This is a genomic window from Streptomyces sp. NPDC048415, from assembly GCF_040651675.1.
Taxonomy (GTDB): Bacteria; Actinomycetota; Actinomycetes; order Streptomycetales; family Streptomycetaceae; genus Streptomyces.
The window spans coordinates 34,143-48,599 of sequence record NZ_JBEZKJ010000027.1; the positions used below are offsets into that span (position 1 = coordinate 34,143).

14 protein-coding genes are annotated in these 14,457 nt (G+C 69.1%); 6 read left to right on the plus strand and 8 right to left on the minus strand.

The genetic code is table 11. The features are described 5' to 3' along the window. Window positions 1-37: 37 nt before the first annotated feature. A complete protein-coding gene (gene dacB, locus AB0D27_RS19675; protein WP_362510016.1) occupies window positions 38-1,594 on the minus strand; it encodes a D-alanyl-D-alanine carboxypeptidase/D-alanyl-D-alanine-endopeptidase in 1,557 nt (518 codons plus the stop codon). Between the two features lie 79 nt (window positions 1,595-1,673). Here dacB and AB0D27_RS19680 point away from each other — a divergent pair, with 79 nt between their 5' ends. After that, window positions 1,674-2,165 carry an inorganic diphosphatase gene (locus tag AB0D27_RS19680; protein WP_168529311.1) on the plus strand — a complete coding sequence of 164 codons (492 nt, stop codon included), beginning with the start codon at window positions 1,674-1,676 and terminating at the stop codon, window positions 2,163-2,165. A 133-nt stretch (window positions 2,166-2,298) separates the two neighbouring features. Then, entirely contained in the window at window positions 2,299-3,957 is a 1,659-nt protein-coding gene (locus AB0D27_RS19685) for a threonine/serine exporter family protein (RefSeq protein WP_362510019.1), read from the plus strand. A 10-nt stretch (window positions 3,958-3,967) separates the two neighbouring features. On the opposite strand, the gene AB0D27_RS19690 is transcribed toward AB0D27_RS19685, so the two are convergent. Then, window positions 3,968-4,990, minus strand: coding sequence for a VTT domain-containing protein (locus AB0D27_RS19690; RefSeq protein WP_362510022.1), 1,023 nt, complete (start codon window positions 4,988-4,990; stop codon window positions 3,968-3,970). Window positions 4,991-5,129: 139 nt separating this feature from the next. On the opposite strand from AB0D27_RS19690, the gene AB0D27_RS19695 reads away from it, so the two are divergent. Further along, a complete protein-coding gene (locus AB0D27_RS19695; RefSeq protein WP_362510025.1) occupies window positions 5,130-5,495 on the plus strand; it encodes a YbjQ family protein in 366 nt (121 codons plus the stop codon). Between the two features lie 18 nt (window positions 5,496-5,513). Here the strand turns inward: AB0D27_RS19695 and AB0D27_RS19700 are convergent, their stop codons facing one another. After that, window positions 5,514-6,284, minus strand: a complete 771-nt coding sequence (locus AB0D27_RS19700; protein WP_362510028.1) for a MerR family transcriptional regulator — start codon at window positions 6,282-6,284, stop codon at window positions 5,514-5,516. 108 nt (window positions 6,285-6,392) lie between these two features. Between AB0D27_RS19700 and AB0D27_RS19705 the strand changes: the two genes are divergently transcribed. After that, window positions 6,393-7,676 carry an ion channel protein gene (locus AB0D27_RS19705; RefSeq protein ID WP_362510031.1) on the plus strand — a complete coding sequence of 428 codons (1,284 nt, stop codon included), beginning with the start codon at window positions 6,393-6,395 and terminating at the stop codon, window positions 7,674-7,676. A gap of 68 nt (window positions 7,677-7,744) precedes the next feature. After that, window positions 7,745-9,157 carry a glutamate decarboxylase gene (locus tag AB0D27_RS19710; protein ID WP_362510034.1) on the plus strand — a complete coding sequence of 471 codons (1,413 nt, stop codon included), beginning with the start codon at window positions 7,745-7,747 and terminating at the stop codon, window positions 9,155-9,157. A 37-nt stretch (window positions 9,158-9,194) separates the two neighbouring features. Here AB0D27_RS19710 and AB0D27_RS19715 read toward each other — a convergent pair whose 3' ends face one another. The 4 genes from AB0D27_RS19715 to AB0D27_RS19730 form a co-directional block, all read right to left on the minus strand. Continuing rightward, window positions 9,195-9,836, minus strand: a complete 642-nt coding sequence (locus tag AB0D27_RS19715) for a PadR family transcriptional regulator (RefSeq protein WP_362510037.1) — start codon at window positions 9,834-9,836, stop codon at window positions 9,195-9,197. 24 nt (window positions 9,837-9,860) lie between these two features. Next, window positions 9,861-10,400, minus strand: a complete 540-nt coding sequence (locus AB0D27_RS19720; RefSeq protein WP_362510040.1) for a DinB family protein — start codon at window positions 10,398-10,400, stop codon at window positions 9,861-9,863. 252 nt (window positions 10,401-10,652) lie between these two features. Then, entirely contained in the window at window positions 10,653-12,113 is a 1,461-nt protein-coding gene (locus tag AB0D27_RS19725) for an aldehyde dehydrogenase family protein (RefSeq protein WP_362510043.1), read from the minus strand. A 137-nt stretch (window positions 12,114-12,250) separates the two neighbouring features. Continuing rightward, window positions 12,251-13,075, minus strand: coding sequence for a helix-turn-helix transcriptional regulator (locus AB0D27_RS19730; RefSeq protein WP_362510154.1), 825 nt, complete (start codon window positions 13,073-13,075; stop codon window positions 12,251-12,253). 339 nt (window positions 13,076-13,414) lie between these two features. Here AB0D27_RS19730 and AB0D27_RS19735 point away from each other — a divergent pair, with 339 nt between their 5' ends. Beyond that, the gene (locus tag AB0D27_RS19735; protein WP_362510045.1) at window positions 13,415-13,933 is read left to right on the plus strand and encodes an ATP-binding protein; all 519 of its coding nucleotides are present in this window, start codon (window positions 13,415-13,417) and stop codon (window positions 13,931-13,933) included. 92 nt (window positions 13,934-14,025) lie between these two features. Here AB0D27_RS19735 and AB0D27_RS19740 read toward each other — a convergent pair whose 3' ends face one another. After that, complete coding sequence (locus AB0D27_RS19740) at window positions 14,026-14,310, minus strand: DUF397 domain-containing protein (protein ID WP_362510048.1); 285 nt, start codon at window positions 14,308-14,310, stop codon at window positions 14,026-14,028. Window positions 14,311-14,457: the final 147 nt, after the last annotated feature.

Below are 14,457 nucleotides of genomic sequence, written 5' to 3' on the forward strand. Positions count from 1 at the left end.
GGCTGCGGTCCGCCGTCCTCGCGCCCCACTGGACGAACTACCTGCACCCGCACGTCGCCAGGGCTGTTGCCGTGTGGTCCAAGGCCGTGCGGGCCTCCAGGGCGTTCGGGGGATGGGTCTCGTCGGAGGTCAGGAAGGCGAAGGCGAGGAGGCGGCCGTCGGTGTCGACGACCGTGCCGGCGAGGGTGTTGACGCCGGTCAGGGTGCCGGTCTTGGCGCGGACGACACCGGTGGCGGAGGGGTCGTCGGTGTAGCGGGCGCTGAGGGTGCCGGTGAAGCCCGCGATGGGCAGGCCGGTCAGGACCGTACGGAGTTCGGGGTGGGCCGGGTCGCCGGACCTGGCCAGCAGCGCGGTGAGCAGGTCGGCCGACAGCCGGTCGGCGCGGTTGAGGCCGCTGCCGTCCGCGAAGTCGGCGCCGCCCAGCGGGAGTCCGAGCTTCTTCAGCTGCGCGGGGATCGCCTTCGCGCCACCGTCGAAGCTCGGCTGCTCGCCCGAGGCGAGGGCGACCTGGCGGGCCAGGGCCTCCGCGATGTCGTTGTCGCTGTTGGTCAGCATCCGCTCGACCAGGGCGGACAGGGGCGGCGAGGAGACCGAGGCGAGGGCCTGGGAGCGACTGGTCGCCTTCGAGGGGCCGGGGGACGTCGTCTTGATGCCCTGGCCCTGGAGCAGGCCCGCGAACTTGCGGGCCGCGTCGGCCGCCGGATCCCGAACGCGCTCGACCGGTCCGCTGATGGAGTCGTCGGGGCGGGCCTCGTCGACCATCAGGGCGGTGACCTGCGCGAGATTGCCGTTGTTTCCGATGGGGTGCGTCGCGGGACCGGCGTACAGCGAGGTGTCGTACGAGAGCGTCACCTGGTCCATGTGACGGGCCTTCAGGGCGGTCGCCGTGTCGGCGGCGAGGGTCCGCAGGCTCGCCCAGCCCTGGGGGTCCTTATGGGCCGTCAGCGTCGGGTCGCCGCCGCCGACGAGCACGACTTCCCCCGTGTCGGGCTCCAGGACCGTACGCGTCTGGATGCGGTGGTCGGGGCCCGGCGCCGAGAGGGCGGCGACCGCGGTGGCGATCTTCGTGGTGGAGGCCGGGATCTGGACCTCGTCGGCACCCTTGCCGTACAGCCGCTTGCCGGTGGCCACGTCGACGACGACAGCGGTGCGCCGGGCGCCGAGGACGGCGTTGTCCAGGAGCGGGTCAAGGACGTCCGCGAGGGCCTTCTCGGCGGGCGCGGGCATCCTGCCCGAGGAGCCGCCGAGCCGGGGCAGTACGGAGGCCGCACTGGGCGCGGGCTGGGGTGACTTGCGGGACGTATCGGACGTATGGCCGTGATCTATGCCACCCTCACCCTCCCGCGATGCGGCCCAGTCGCGCTCCGCCGTACGCTGACCGGAGGAGTCCCAGGGACCGGCCGCGGCCACCGCCCCGGCCGCGAGCGCCAGGCCCACGGTGGCGGCGACGGCCGTGAGCTGCGGGATCGTGAACTGCACGGGGCGCGGCCGCACGGCTTGAGTGATCCGCGTCACATGCGGTTTCGCCGTCCGCGCGATCCGCAGCACATGCGGTCTCGCGGCCCGCCAAGCCCTCAGCTCTGGCACGACCACCAGCCCCTTTCGCGATCACACACCTGCGTGAGGGACACTTAATCACCAGAACTATGTGTTGATCATGGAGGAGCCACCGGTGGAGTTCGACGTCACGATCGAGATTCCGAAGGGTTCGCGGAACAAGTACGAGGTGGACCACGAGACCGGTCGGATCCGCCTGGACCGTCGACTCTTCACCTCGACCAGCTACCCGGCCGACTACGGCTTCGTCGAGAACACCCTCGGCGAGGACGGCGACCCGCTGGACGCCCTGGTCATCCTGGACGAGCCGACCTTCCCCGGCTGCCTCATCCAGTGCCGCACGATCGGCATGTTCCGCATGACCGACGAGGCCGGCGGCGACGACAAGCTGCTGTGCGTCCCCGCGCACGACCCGCGTGTGGAGCACCTGCGGGACATCCACCACGTGTCGGAGTTCGACCGCCTGGAGATCCAGCACTTCTTCGAGGTCTACAAGGACCTGGAGCCCGGTAAGTCCGTCGAGGGCGCCAACTGGGTGGGCCGTACGGAGGCCGAGGCCGAGATCGAGCGTTCCTACAAGCGCCTCAAGGAGCAGGGCGGTCACTGACCACCCCGTCTTCCGTTCGGGCCGCGCGATCCTGAAGGGGTCGCGCGGTCCGTTCGTGTATCCGTACGCATACTGAGGCATACGGAAGGTACGTACGAGACACGCACGCACGCGAGAGGCTGGGCACGAGCTGGTGGCGGAGCCGGAGGCGGTAGACCGCAAGCCGCAGTCGGACGAGGCGAGGAGTGCCTTCAGCCCGCCTGCCGGTGTGGCGGCGCCAGGGCCCCCGGCGGTCGACGACGAGTCGTCGACGACGTCCGAGTTCGCACTCCCCAAGGGGCTCGACGTGCCGCAGCCGGCCACGGCCGAGTCCGAGGGATCGGCGTTCAGCACGCCGCGCACGTACAGCGCGAAGCACGCCCCGCCCGCCTTCACACCGCCCGCCGGCATCCCCGCGGTGAACCTGACCAAGGACGCACCCTGGCAGGACCGGATGCGCACGATGCTGCGCATGCCGGTGACCGAGCGGCCCGCGCCCGAACCGGTCCACAAGGAGGACGAGTCGGGGCCCGCCGTCCCGCGCGTGCTCGACCTCACGTTGCGTATCGGCGAGTTGCTGCTCGCGGGCGGTGAGGGCGCCGAGGACGTGGAGGCGGCGATGTTCGCCGTGTGCCGCTCCTACGGCCTGGACCGCTGTGAGCCGAACGTCACCTTCACCCTGCTGTCCATCTCGCACCAGCCGTCCCTGGTGGAGGATCCGGTGACGGCGTCGCGGACCGTACGCCGCCGGGTCACCGACTACACGCGGCTCGCGGCCGTGTTCCGGCTCGTCGACGACCTGAGCGACCCGGAGAACGCGATCTCCCTCGAAGAGGCCTACCGGCGGCTCGCCGAGATGCGGCGCAACCGGCACCCGTATCCGGGCTGGGTACTGACCGCCGCCAGTGGACTGCTCGCGGGCGCGGCCTCCGTACTCGTCGGCGGTGACGCCATCGTGTTCGTCGCGGCGGCGCTCGGCGCGATGCTGGGCGACCGGCTCGCCTGGCTGTGCGCCGGGCGTGGGCTGCCGGAGTTCTACCAGTTCACGATGGCCGCGATGCCGCCCGCCGCGATCGGCGTCGCACTCACGGTGGCACACGTCGACGTGAAGGCCTCCGCGGTGATCACCGGTGGGCTGTTCGCGCTGCTGCCCGGGCGGGCGCTCGTGGCGGGCGTGCAGGACGGACTGACCGGCTTCTACATCACCGCGTCCGCGCGCCTGCTCGAAGTCATGTACTTCTTTGTGGGCATCGTCGTCGGCGTCCTGGTAGTGCTCTATTTCGGCGTGAAACTGGGCGCCCAGCTCAACCCGGACACGGCGCTGAACATCTCCGATCGGCCCCTGCTCCAGATCGCCGCGTCCATGCTGCTGTCGCTCACCTTCGCGATCCTGCTCCAGCAGGAACGGGCCACCGTGCTCCCGGTGACCCTCAACGGGGGCGTGGCCTGGTCGGTGTACGGGGCGATGCACTACGCGGGCGGGATCTCACCAGTGGCCTCGACGGCCGTCGCCGCGGGCCTGGTTGGCCTGTTCGGGCAGCTGCTGTCGCGCTACCGGTTCGCCTCCGCGCTGCCGTACACGACGGCCGCGATCGGGCCCCTGCTGCCAGGGTCGGCCACCTACTTCGGGCTGCTGTCGATCGCCCAGAACGAGGTCGACAAAGGGCTGGTGTCCCTCACCAAGGCCGCGGCCCTCGCCATGGCCATCGCGATCGGCGTGAACCTGGGGTCGGAGATCTCGCGGCTGTTCCTGAGAGTGCCGGGCGCGAGTGCGGCGGGGCGCCGCGCGGCCAAGCGGACGCGCGGATTCTGAGGCCCCCGCGTCAGCTCTGCGGGTAGCCCTGGCCCTGGCCGTACGGCTGCTGCGGATAGCCCTGGGGGTACGGCTGCTGGGGGTACTGCTGACCGTGGGGCTCGCCTTGCGGGTAGGCCTGGCCCTGGTCGTAGCCCTGCTCGTAGCTCTGGTCGTAACCCTGGGTGTAGCCCTGGTCCGAGCCGTACTGCTGCTGGTACGGCTCTTGGTACTGCTGCTGGTAGGGCTCCTGGTACTGCTGCTGGGGGTAGCCCTGATCCTGGTTGCCGTACGGCTGGCCCTGGTGCCCGTACGGCTGGTCCTGGCCCTGCTGGATCGGGGGGACGCGCAGCGGCCGTGTGGCGTCGTCCATGACCGGCGGGGCGGCCTGGGTGCGGGGCTGGGCCTGGGCGGGCTCCTGCGGGGGGTTCTTCTTGGCCTTGGAGCGGGCCCTCAGGAACTCGATGGCGATCGGGACCACCGAGACGAGGACGATCAGGATCAGGATCGCCTCGATGTTCTTGTGGACGAAGTCGATGTTGCCCAGCCAGGAGCCGAGCAGCGTGACGCCCGCGCCCCACAGGACGCCACCGATGACGTTGAAGGTGATGAACGAGCGGTACTTCATGCCGCTGACACCGGCGATGATCGGTGTGAACGTGCGCACGATGGGCACGAAGCGGGCCAGGACCAGGGACTTGGGCCCGTACTTCTCGAAGAACTCGTGGGCCTTGACCACGTTCTCCTGCTTGAAGAGGCGAGAGTCCGGCCGGTTGAAGAGCGAAGGGCCGACCTTCTTACCGAAGAGGTAACCCGCCTGGTCGCCGAGGATCGCGGCAAGGCAGATCAGCCCAATGGCCGCCCACAGGGGAAAGTCCATCGCGCCCGTGGTGATCAGCAGGCCGCAGGTGAACAGCAGCGAGTCACCCGGCAGGAAGAAGCCGATGAGCAGGCCGGACTCGGCGAAGACGATGAGGAGCAGGCCCCAGATGCCGAAGTTGTCCAGGAGCGCGTTCGGATCCAGCCAGCTTGGACCGAGGGCGAGCGTCGTCACGGTTCCGGGCTCCTGAGGATTGAGGAAGGTACGGCGGTACGGATCGGCCGGCCAAAGCTATCAACGCAATGTGTCCTCGCCAGGTTCCACCGGTGTCTCCAGGATGCACTGTGCGCCGGCTGGGACAAAGCTGTGATCCATGGGCATCGAAGAATACGGCGGCGGCCAGGGACCTCAGTCGGACGTCCTGGTCGTGACGACGAACGACGTACCCGGCCACCGCGTCCAGCAGGTCATCGGCGAGGTCTTCGGCCTCACCGTGCGCTCCCGCCACCTGGGCAGCCAGATCGGCGCGGGCCTGAAGTCGATGATCGGCGGGGAGCTCAAGGGGCTCACCAAGACGCTGGTACAGACACGCAACCAGGCCATGGAGCGGCTCGTCGAGCAGGCACGCGCGCGTGGCGCCAACGCCGTGCTGATGTTCCGCTTCGATGTGACGGAGGCGGCGGACGTGGGCACGGAGGTGTGCGCGTACGGCACTGCGGTGGTCCTGGCCCGGGAGTAGGCGCCCGGGCCAGGGGACTTACGAGGTGTGCCGGGCGGCGTTCGCGGTGATCGCCTCCCTGAGGTGCTCGGCGAGGCCCGGCCGCATGGAGTCGTAGAACTCCTTGAAGCGCTCGTCGGACACATACATCCCGCCGAGGCACTGGTGGAGCTCGTACGCACACTCGTAGAACCACTTGCAGATGTGCTGCCGGTGCTCCTCGGCCATGTCCATGGCCCGTTCGCCGGTCGGCGGCTCGCCGGTGGCCATCAGGGCGTCGTAGCGCTCGCCCCATGAGGCCATCTCGTCCTGCATGCGCTTCCAGTCGTCCTTGGTGTAGCGGGCGGTACGGCGCTGCGACTCGGCGTACGCCTCCGTGCCGCCCCAGCGCTGCTCCGCTTCCTCGGTGTACTGCTCGGGGTCCTTGTCCCCGAAGACCTCGAACTTCTCCTCGGGCGTGAGGTTGATGCCCATCGTGCGTGCCTCCATGGCGTGCTCCACGGCCGCGGCCATCTTCTGCAGCTTCTCGATCCGGGCGGTCAGCAGTTCGTGTTGGCGGCGCAGGTGCGCGCGCGGGTCTGCCTTTCCGGTGGCCTGATCGTCGAGCAGGGCCGCGACCTCGTCGAGCGGAAAGCCGAGTTCCCGGTAGAACAGGATCTGCTGCAGCCGGTCGAGGTCGGCGTCGCTGTAGCGCCGGTGGCCCGCGTGGCTGCGCTCGCTGGGCACCAGCAGCCCGATCTCGTCGTAGTGGTGCAGCGTGCGCACCGTGACACCGGCGAAACCGGCGACCTGGCCCACTGAGTAGCTCACTTCCGCTCCCTTGTCGGTACGCGCTTCACGATGGGCCCTCACGCGACGTGAGGTGCAAGTCCGAATCCTCGGGATGTTGCGCCCGTTATGCCCGCTTATGGTGAGCCCGTGGCCCAGGACACCGCGCAGCAGACATCCGCCTCCCCGGCGAGCCCCGCGCGAGCCCTGCTGCCGCTGATCCTCCCCGCTCTCGTCGTCGGCGTGGTGGCGAGCCTGCTCTTCCTCGGCGTGAGCGCGCTGGCCGAGCAGCTCCAGGACGTGCTCTGGCAGCACCTTCCCGACGCGCTGGGCGTGGGCCGGTACTCCGTGCTGTGGATGATCGTCGTCCTCACCGCCACCGGCGTGCTGGTCGGGCTCGTGGTGTGGAGGGCGCCAGGACACGCGGGGCCCGACCCGGCGACCCTGGGGCTCGCGGCCGCCCCGATGCCGCCCGCCGTGCTGCCGGGCCTGCTGGTCGCGACCGCGCTGATGCTGGCCGGCGGTCCGAGCCTCGGGCCGGAGAACCCGATCATCGCCACCAACGTCGCGCTCGCTTTCTGGCTGGGACGCAGGTTCGCGCCACGGCTGCCGGGCGGGCTGTGGGCGGCACTGGCCGAGGCGGCCACGATCGGCGCGCTGTTCGGGACGCCGGTCGCGGCGGCGCTGCTCATCTCCGAGGCGCTCGCGGGCCAGCAGCTGAAGGGGCTGCTGTGGGACAACCTCTTCGGGCCGCTCACGGCCGCCGCCGCGGGCGCCATGACCACCACTCTGGTGGCCCATCCCACGTTCGACCTGCATCTGCCCGCGCTGGGCCGGCCCGGCTGGAGCGATCTCCTGGCCGCGCTGGTGATCGCGTCCGCGGCCGCGCTGTTCGGCATGGTCGCGGTCTGTGCCTTCCCGTACGTCCACGCCGCCTTCTCGCGCCTGCGGCACCCCATGGTGGCGCTTCCGGTCGGCGGACTGGTTCTCGGCCTGCTGGGCGCCCTGGGCGGCCATCTCACGCTCTTCAAGGGCCTGGGCGAGGTCGCGGAGCTGGCGCGGCATCCCGACGGCTGGTCGGCCGGGCAGTTCGCCACGATGACCGTGGTGAAGCTGGCGGCGCTGCTCGTCGCCGCGTCCTGCGGTTTCCGCGGCGGCCGGATCTTCCCGTCCGTCTTCATCGGCGCCGCCTTCGGCCTGTTCGCCCACGCGCTGGTTCCCGCCGTCCAACCCGCGCTGGGCGTGTCCGCGGGCGTGCTGGGCATGCTCCTTGCCATCACCCGGCAGGGCTGGGTGAGCCTGTTCACGGCCGCCGTTCTGGTGGCCTCGCCCGCGATCCTCGCCCTGCTGTGCATCGCCTCGCTGCCGGCCTGGCTGCTGGTGACCGGCCGGCCGCAAATGCAACTGCGCGAAGACGGAACCCCGATCCGGTGAACCGCCGGGACGCTCTGATCCGATGAGGCAGTAGGACGCCCCGCCCTTCCGACCCGATGGGAGACCACATGCCGCTCCACCAAGGCCAAGAGAAGCCCGACGAGCACCCCATGTCCGTCAACCCGTTCTTCGGGGAGACCAATCCGGTCAGCGGCATGGTCGAGGCCCCGCCCAAACACCGGCTCCCCGAGGGGCCGCTGCCGCCCACGACCGCGTATCAACTCGTCCACGACGAGCTGATGCTGGACGGGAACGCGCGGCTGAATCTCGCCACCTTCGTCACCACCTGGATGGAGCCGCAGGCCGACGTCCTGATGAGCGAGTGCCGGGACAAGAACATGATTGACAAGGATGAGTACCCGCGCACGGCCGAGCTGGAGCGGCGCTGCGTGGCGATGCTCGCCAACTTGTGGAACGCGCCGAACCCGTCCGCTGTGGTGGGCTGTTCGACCACCGGCTCCAGCGAAGCCTGCATGCTCGCCGGCATGGCGCTGAAGCGACGCTGGACACGGCGGAACGCGGACCGCTACCCCTCCAAAGACGCCCGCCCGAACCTGGTGATGGGCATCAATGTCCAGGTCTGCTGGGAGAAGTTCTGCAACTTCTGGGAGGTCGAGGCCCGCCAAGTCCCCATGGAGGGCGACCGTTTCCACCTGGACCCGCAGGCGGCGGCCGAGCTGTGCGACGAGAACACGATCGGGGTCGTCGGCATCCTCGGCTCCACCTTCGACGGGTCGTACGAGCCGATCGCCGACCTGTGCGCGGCGCTCGACGAGCTCCAGGAGCAGACGGGCCTCGACGTCCCCGTCCATGTCGACGGCGCCTCCGGAGCGATGGTCGCGCCCTTCCTCGACGAGGACCTGGTCTGGGACTTCCGGCTGCCGAGGGTGTCGTCGATCAACACCTCGGGGCACAAGTACGGCCTGGTCTACCCCGGTGTCGGCTGGGCGCTGTGGCGGTCGCCGACGGAACTGCCCGAGGAACTCGTCTTCCGGGTCAACTATTTGGGCGGCGACATGCCGACCTTCGCGCTCAACTTCTCCCGTCCCGGGGCCCAGGTCGTGGCGCAGTACTACACGTTCCTGCGCCTGGGTCGCGCGGGATACCGCGCCGTGCAGCAAACCACCCGCGACGTGGCCCGCGGGCTCGCCGAGCACGTCGAGGCGCTGGGCGACTTCAGACTCCTCACCCGCGGCGACGAACTGCCGGTCTTCGCCTTCACGACGGCGCCCGAGGTGACCGCGTACGACGTCTTCGAGGTCTCCCGGCGCATGCGGGAACGGGGCTGGCTGTTGCCCGCGTACACCTTCCCGCCCCACCGCGAGGACCTGTCGGTGCTGCGCGTGGTCTGCCGCAACGGCTTCTCGAACGACCTCTCCGACCTCTTCGTCGAAGACCTCAGCCGGATGCTCCCCGAACTCCGGCGACAGCAAAGCCCGATGACGCGAGACAGGGAGGTGGCGACCAGCTTCCACCACTAGGGAGCGCTGAAGAAGCCGAGGCCTCCGGCGATCTCGGTCAGCCCCGGTCCCCTGGATGAGGTGTTCCCGTCGCGTACGGGTTGTTCTCGCCCTCCTTGAGGACGCCGACGAAGGGCTCGCCCTCCCCCGCGAACGTGTAGGCGCCGTTCTCGATGCGGGCGATCAGGCCGCGCGTCCACTCGGCGTCGGCATCGGCGGAGTGGACCCAGAGGTTCATGATCTCGCCGATGTGACCGAGCTGTTCCGGGCCGTTCTCGGGCACGTAGTGCTCAGTCACGGCGGACCGCCACTCCTCGATCTTCCGGATCCGCTCCTTCAGGAGCGCCACCGCCTCATCCCTCGGCAGGTCGACGATGAAGCCGATGCCCGCCGACTGGACGTCCATCTTCTGGTCGTACGAGGTCAGCGACTCACGCAACAGCGCCAGGAACTCCTCGGTGCCCTTGTCCGTGATCTCGTACTCGGTGCGCGGCGGACCGCCGGCCGTGGAGGGCGCGATCTCGTGGGCGTGCAGCAGTCCCTGTTTCGCCATGTGCTTGAGGGCGTGGTAGATCGAGCCGGGCTTGGCGTTGGACCACTCGTGCGCGCCCCAGTACTCCAGGTCGTTGCGCACCTGGTAGCCGTGGGCCCGCCCGTGCTGGCGGACGGCACCCAGCACCAGGAGACGGATCGCTGACATGCGGTCCAGGCTATTGCCCCGGCCTCAGCCCGCCTGCTCCCGGGCCACCAGCTCGAAGGCGGTCGCGCCGTCCAGGGACTCGCGGATGATGTCGGCGTGGCCCGCGTGCCGCGCGGTCTCGCGGATCAGATGCAGCGCCAGCCAGCGCATCGAGACCCGCTCCTGCGGCGGGAACCAGGGGTCGTTCGGGAGCGCGAAGCTGTCGTCGAGGCTGGGCACCGAGCGGAAGAACGCCTCCGTCTCGGCGGCGACCTTCTCCCAGTGCTCGAGCTGCGACTCGACGGTCTCGCCGTCGACCAGCACGAAACACTCGTGCCAGTTCGCCTCGTCGCGCTGCACGGTCGGCGGTTCGCCCTTGGCCCGCGCGATCCACCCCTGCTCGGTCTCCGCGACATGCTTGAGCAGCCCCGACAGCGACAGCTCACTCGCACTGGGACGCGACGCCGCCTGCTCCTCGGTCAGCCCCAGCACCGCCCGGCGGATGCCGCCGCGCTGTTCCTCGAGGAAGGACAGCAGCGCCCCGCGCTCGTCGCCCTGAGCCTCCGCCGCAACGTGAGTAACCATGACCGGCCGCCTTTCATCGGGTCCTCTTGCCTGACACCGACGAAGCTACGGGGCCTTGCGGTCAGCTTCTGTCCGCAAGGAGTCTGTCCGCAAGGAGTCGGGCCGCCAACCGGACCGGAGAAGCGGCGCGGCACGGCGGTAGGAACGCTGCCCCCTCACTCGGGCGAGCGACGCCGCGGTCGGGCCGGGAACAGCATGAGCGCGCGGCGCGGCGCAGCAGGCGGTACGGGCACCCGCCCGCAGCGAGGGAACTCAGAACGGGAAGAAGCTTCGTCCGTGCTGGACCGAGATCCACTTCTGGGTGGTGAAGGCGTCGACGGTCGTTTCGCCGTTCAGGCGGCCGATGCCGGAGTGCTTCTCGCCGCCGAAGGGGACGAGGGGCTCGTCGTGAACGGTGCCGTCGTTGACGTGAAACATGCCGGTGTCGATCTGCTTGGCGAAGTTCACGCCGCGCTCGATGTCGCCGCTGTGGACGGCGCCGCTCAGGCCGTACGGGGTGTCGTTGACAAGGCGGACCGCCTCCTCCTCGCCGTCGAAGGGGACGAGGAAGACGACCGGGCCGAAGATCTCCTGCTGGAGCAGGGAGGAGTCGGCGGGGACGCCGGTCAGGACGGAGGGCTCGACCAGGTTGTCGGTCGTCGTGCCGTGGACGAGGGCGGTGGCGCCCTCCGCGATCGCCTGGTCGACGACGCCCGAAATCGCGTCGGCCTGCGAGGAGTTGATGACCGGGCCGATGATGGTCCGGGGGTCGCTGGGGTCGCCGGTCTTCAGCGTCTTGACCTTGGCGACGAACTTCTCGGTGAACTCGGCCTCGACCGACCGGTCCACGAGCACACGGTTGGCGGCCATGCAGACCTGGCCCTGGTGGACGTACCGGCTGAAGACCGCCGCGTCGACCGCGTAGTCGATGTCGGCGTCGTCCAGGACCACCAGCGCGCTGTTGCCGCCGAGTTCGAGGACGGAGCGCTTGAAGTGCGTGGCGCAGACGGTGGCGACATGACGGCCGACCTTGTCCGAGCCGGTGAAGGAGATGACCTTCGGGACCGGGTGCTCGATGAAGGCGTCGCCGATCTCGGCGATGTCGGTGACGACCACGTTCAGCAGGCCGCCGGGCAGGCCCGCCTCCTCCAAGACCTTGGCGACCAGCGTGCCGCCGACGATCGGGGTGTTCTGGTGCGGCTTGAGCACCACACCGTTGCCGAGCGCGAGGGCGGGCGCGACGGACTTGATCGACAGCAGGAAGGGGAAGTTGAAGGGGGAGATGACGCCCACGACGCCCACCGGGACGCGGTAGAGGCGGTTCTCCTTGCCGTCGATCGGCGAGGGGATGATCCTGCCCTCGGGGCGCAGCGCCAGCTGGACCGACTCGCGCAGGAACTCCTTGGCGAGGTGCAGTTCGAAGGCGGCCTTCAGGCGCGTTCCGCCGAGCTCGGCGATGATCACCTCGGTGATCTCCGCCTCGCGCTCCTCGATGACGCGCAGGGCCTTCTCGAAGACCGCGCGACGGGCGTACGCGTTGGTCGCGCCCCATTTCTTCTGGGCGCGCTCGGCCGCGCGGTAGGCCTGATCGACCTCGTCCACCGTGGCTATGGTGATCGACGCCAGCTTCTCGCCGTCGTACGGGTTGAAGTCGATGATGTCCCAGGACCCGGTGCCCGGACGCCACTCGCCGTCGATGTACTGCTGGGCCAGGTCGGTGAAGTAGGACGACATGTGCTCCCTCAATCCCTGTGCTGCCGAAGCAGACATCGCTGCCGAAACAGGCATCCGATCACGGTCTGATCACGCGTCATCGTACTTGTGTTTCAAGGGAGTTGGAGTAGGCCTCTGGAGAGAGCGCAGAGGCGCTTTCAGGACAGCTGGAGCAGCCCCCGGAGCAGGTCGCGGCTCTCCGACAAACCCGGACTGTCCTGCTGCAACTGCTTCAGCGCGCTCTCGTACTGGGTGACGTCCTCGCGCTTGTCGAGGTAGAGCGCGCTGGAGAGCTGTTCCAGGTAGACGACGTCCGACAGGTCGGACTCCGGGAAGCTCAGGATGGTGAAGGAGCCGCTCTCGCCGGAATGGCCGCCGAAGCTGAAGGGCATGACCTGAAGTCGTACGTTCGGACGCTCCGACACCTCGATCAGATGCTGGAGTTGGCCCCGCATGACCTCGCGGTCGCCGTACGGACGGCGCAGGGCGGCCTCGTCGAGGACGATGTGGAACTCCGGGGCGTTCTCCGAGACGAGGTACTTCTGCCGCTCAAGGCGCAGCGCCACGCGCCGGTCGATGTCGGCGGCGGAGGCGCCCTTCATGCCGCGCGCGACGACCGCGTGCGCGTACGCCTCCGTCTGCAACAGGCCGTGCACGAACTGCACTTCGTAGACCCGGATCAGGTGGGCCGCGCCCTCGAGGCCGACATAGGTCGGGAACCAGCTGGGCAGGACGTCGGAGTAACTGTGCCACCAGCCCGCGACGTTGGCCTCTTTCGCGAGCGAGACCAGGGACGTGCGCTCGGCCTCGTCATTGATGCCGTAGAGCGTCAGCAGGTCCTCGACGTCACGCGTCTTGAAGCTCACCCGTCCCAACTCCATGCGGCTGATCTTCGATTCGGAGGCACGGATCGAGTAGCCGGCCGCTTCCCGGGTGATTCCGCGCGCCTCCCGCAGACGCCGGAGATGCGACCCCAGCAGCATCCGCCGCACCACCGAGCCGCTCGTCGACTCCCCAGCGCTCACGTTCTCCGCCTCCCCAACCGTCTTCAAGGGCCGAAGTCTGCCACTAAAACACTTCAAGCAGTACTCGTTCAGTTACGGAAACGGAAAGTAGCCAACGGAGCCGCACAGGAAAACAGCGGCAGACGGGCAACAAGAGGGAAGAAGGTGACAGAAGAAATGAGCAAGAAGTGGTAGAGGAAGGTCCAATTCGGGCGCGTGCACGTGCATCTGCCCTTGCATCTGCTGTACGCATTCGGAACCATGGTCCCCGCGCCACCGCTGCATCGCAACGACCGCGAACACCCGGGAGTGCCTCGCATGGGAACGAATGGATCGACCATGCTCGAACCCTTACGGCAGGGGCTTCCGCCACTCGATCCCGCGGCCGTGTCCAACGCCGCTTCCTGCGCCCTGCCCGCCCGCTACGAAGCGGTGCGCGAGGCACGGCAGTTCACCCGCAGAACGCTGGACCAGTGGGACATCGGCGAGCGTTTCGACGACGTCTGCCTGGTGGTCTCCGAGCTCGTCACCAACGCGCTGCGACACGCGCTGCCCTCGGACACGCCCCGCAAGGACGATCAAGGGCCGCCCGTACGGCTGCACTTGATGCGGTGGACCTCACGTCTGGTGTGCGCGGTGCGCGACCCCAGCCACGACAGCCCGGTCGCGGGCGACTCGGACGACTTCTCGGCGGAGTCGGGCCGCGGCCTCTTCCTGGTCGACTCGTTCGCCGACAGTTGGGGCTGGCACCCGCTCGCCGGAACCCTCAGCGGCAAGGTCGTCTGGGCGCTGTTCCGGCTGCCTCAGCCGGGCCCGGCCGCGGCAACGGCCGAATGACGAACCGCGGCGCTTTTTGGCGCCGCGGTTCTACGCGCGTTACGTGGCGTTGAACAGTCCTCGCGCTCGGTCACGCGGCCCGGCGAGTGTGCTCAGCTCGCTATCAGGTGGTCGAACTCGCCGTCCTTGATGCCCAGCAGCATCGCCTCGATCTCGGCGCGCGTATAGACGAGCGCCGGCCCCTCGGGGAACCGCGAGTTCCGTACGGCCACGTCGCCGCCGGGCAGCCGCGCGAACTCCACGCAGGAGCCCTGCGAGTTGCTGTGTCGGCTCTTCTGCCAGGCCACCCCGTCCAGCGCGGTCGCGGCCATGCCGTTGTACACGTCATCAGCCCTGCCGTTGTACACGTCATCCACGTCGTACACGTCGTGGTCCACAGGTCGCTCCCCGGTCGTGCAGTGGCTGAAGTGGCCATAGATGCAGTGGTCAACTGACCCGGATCATAGCTCTGTTCATGTGCAGATGCATGGGCAGATGCACGTGCACGCGGGGTGGTCCTGCGGTTACAGCTTTTACCTGCGTTT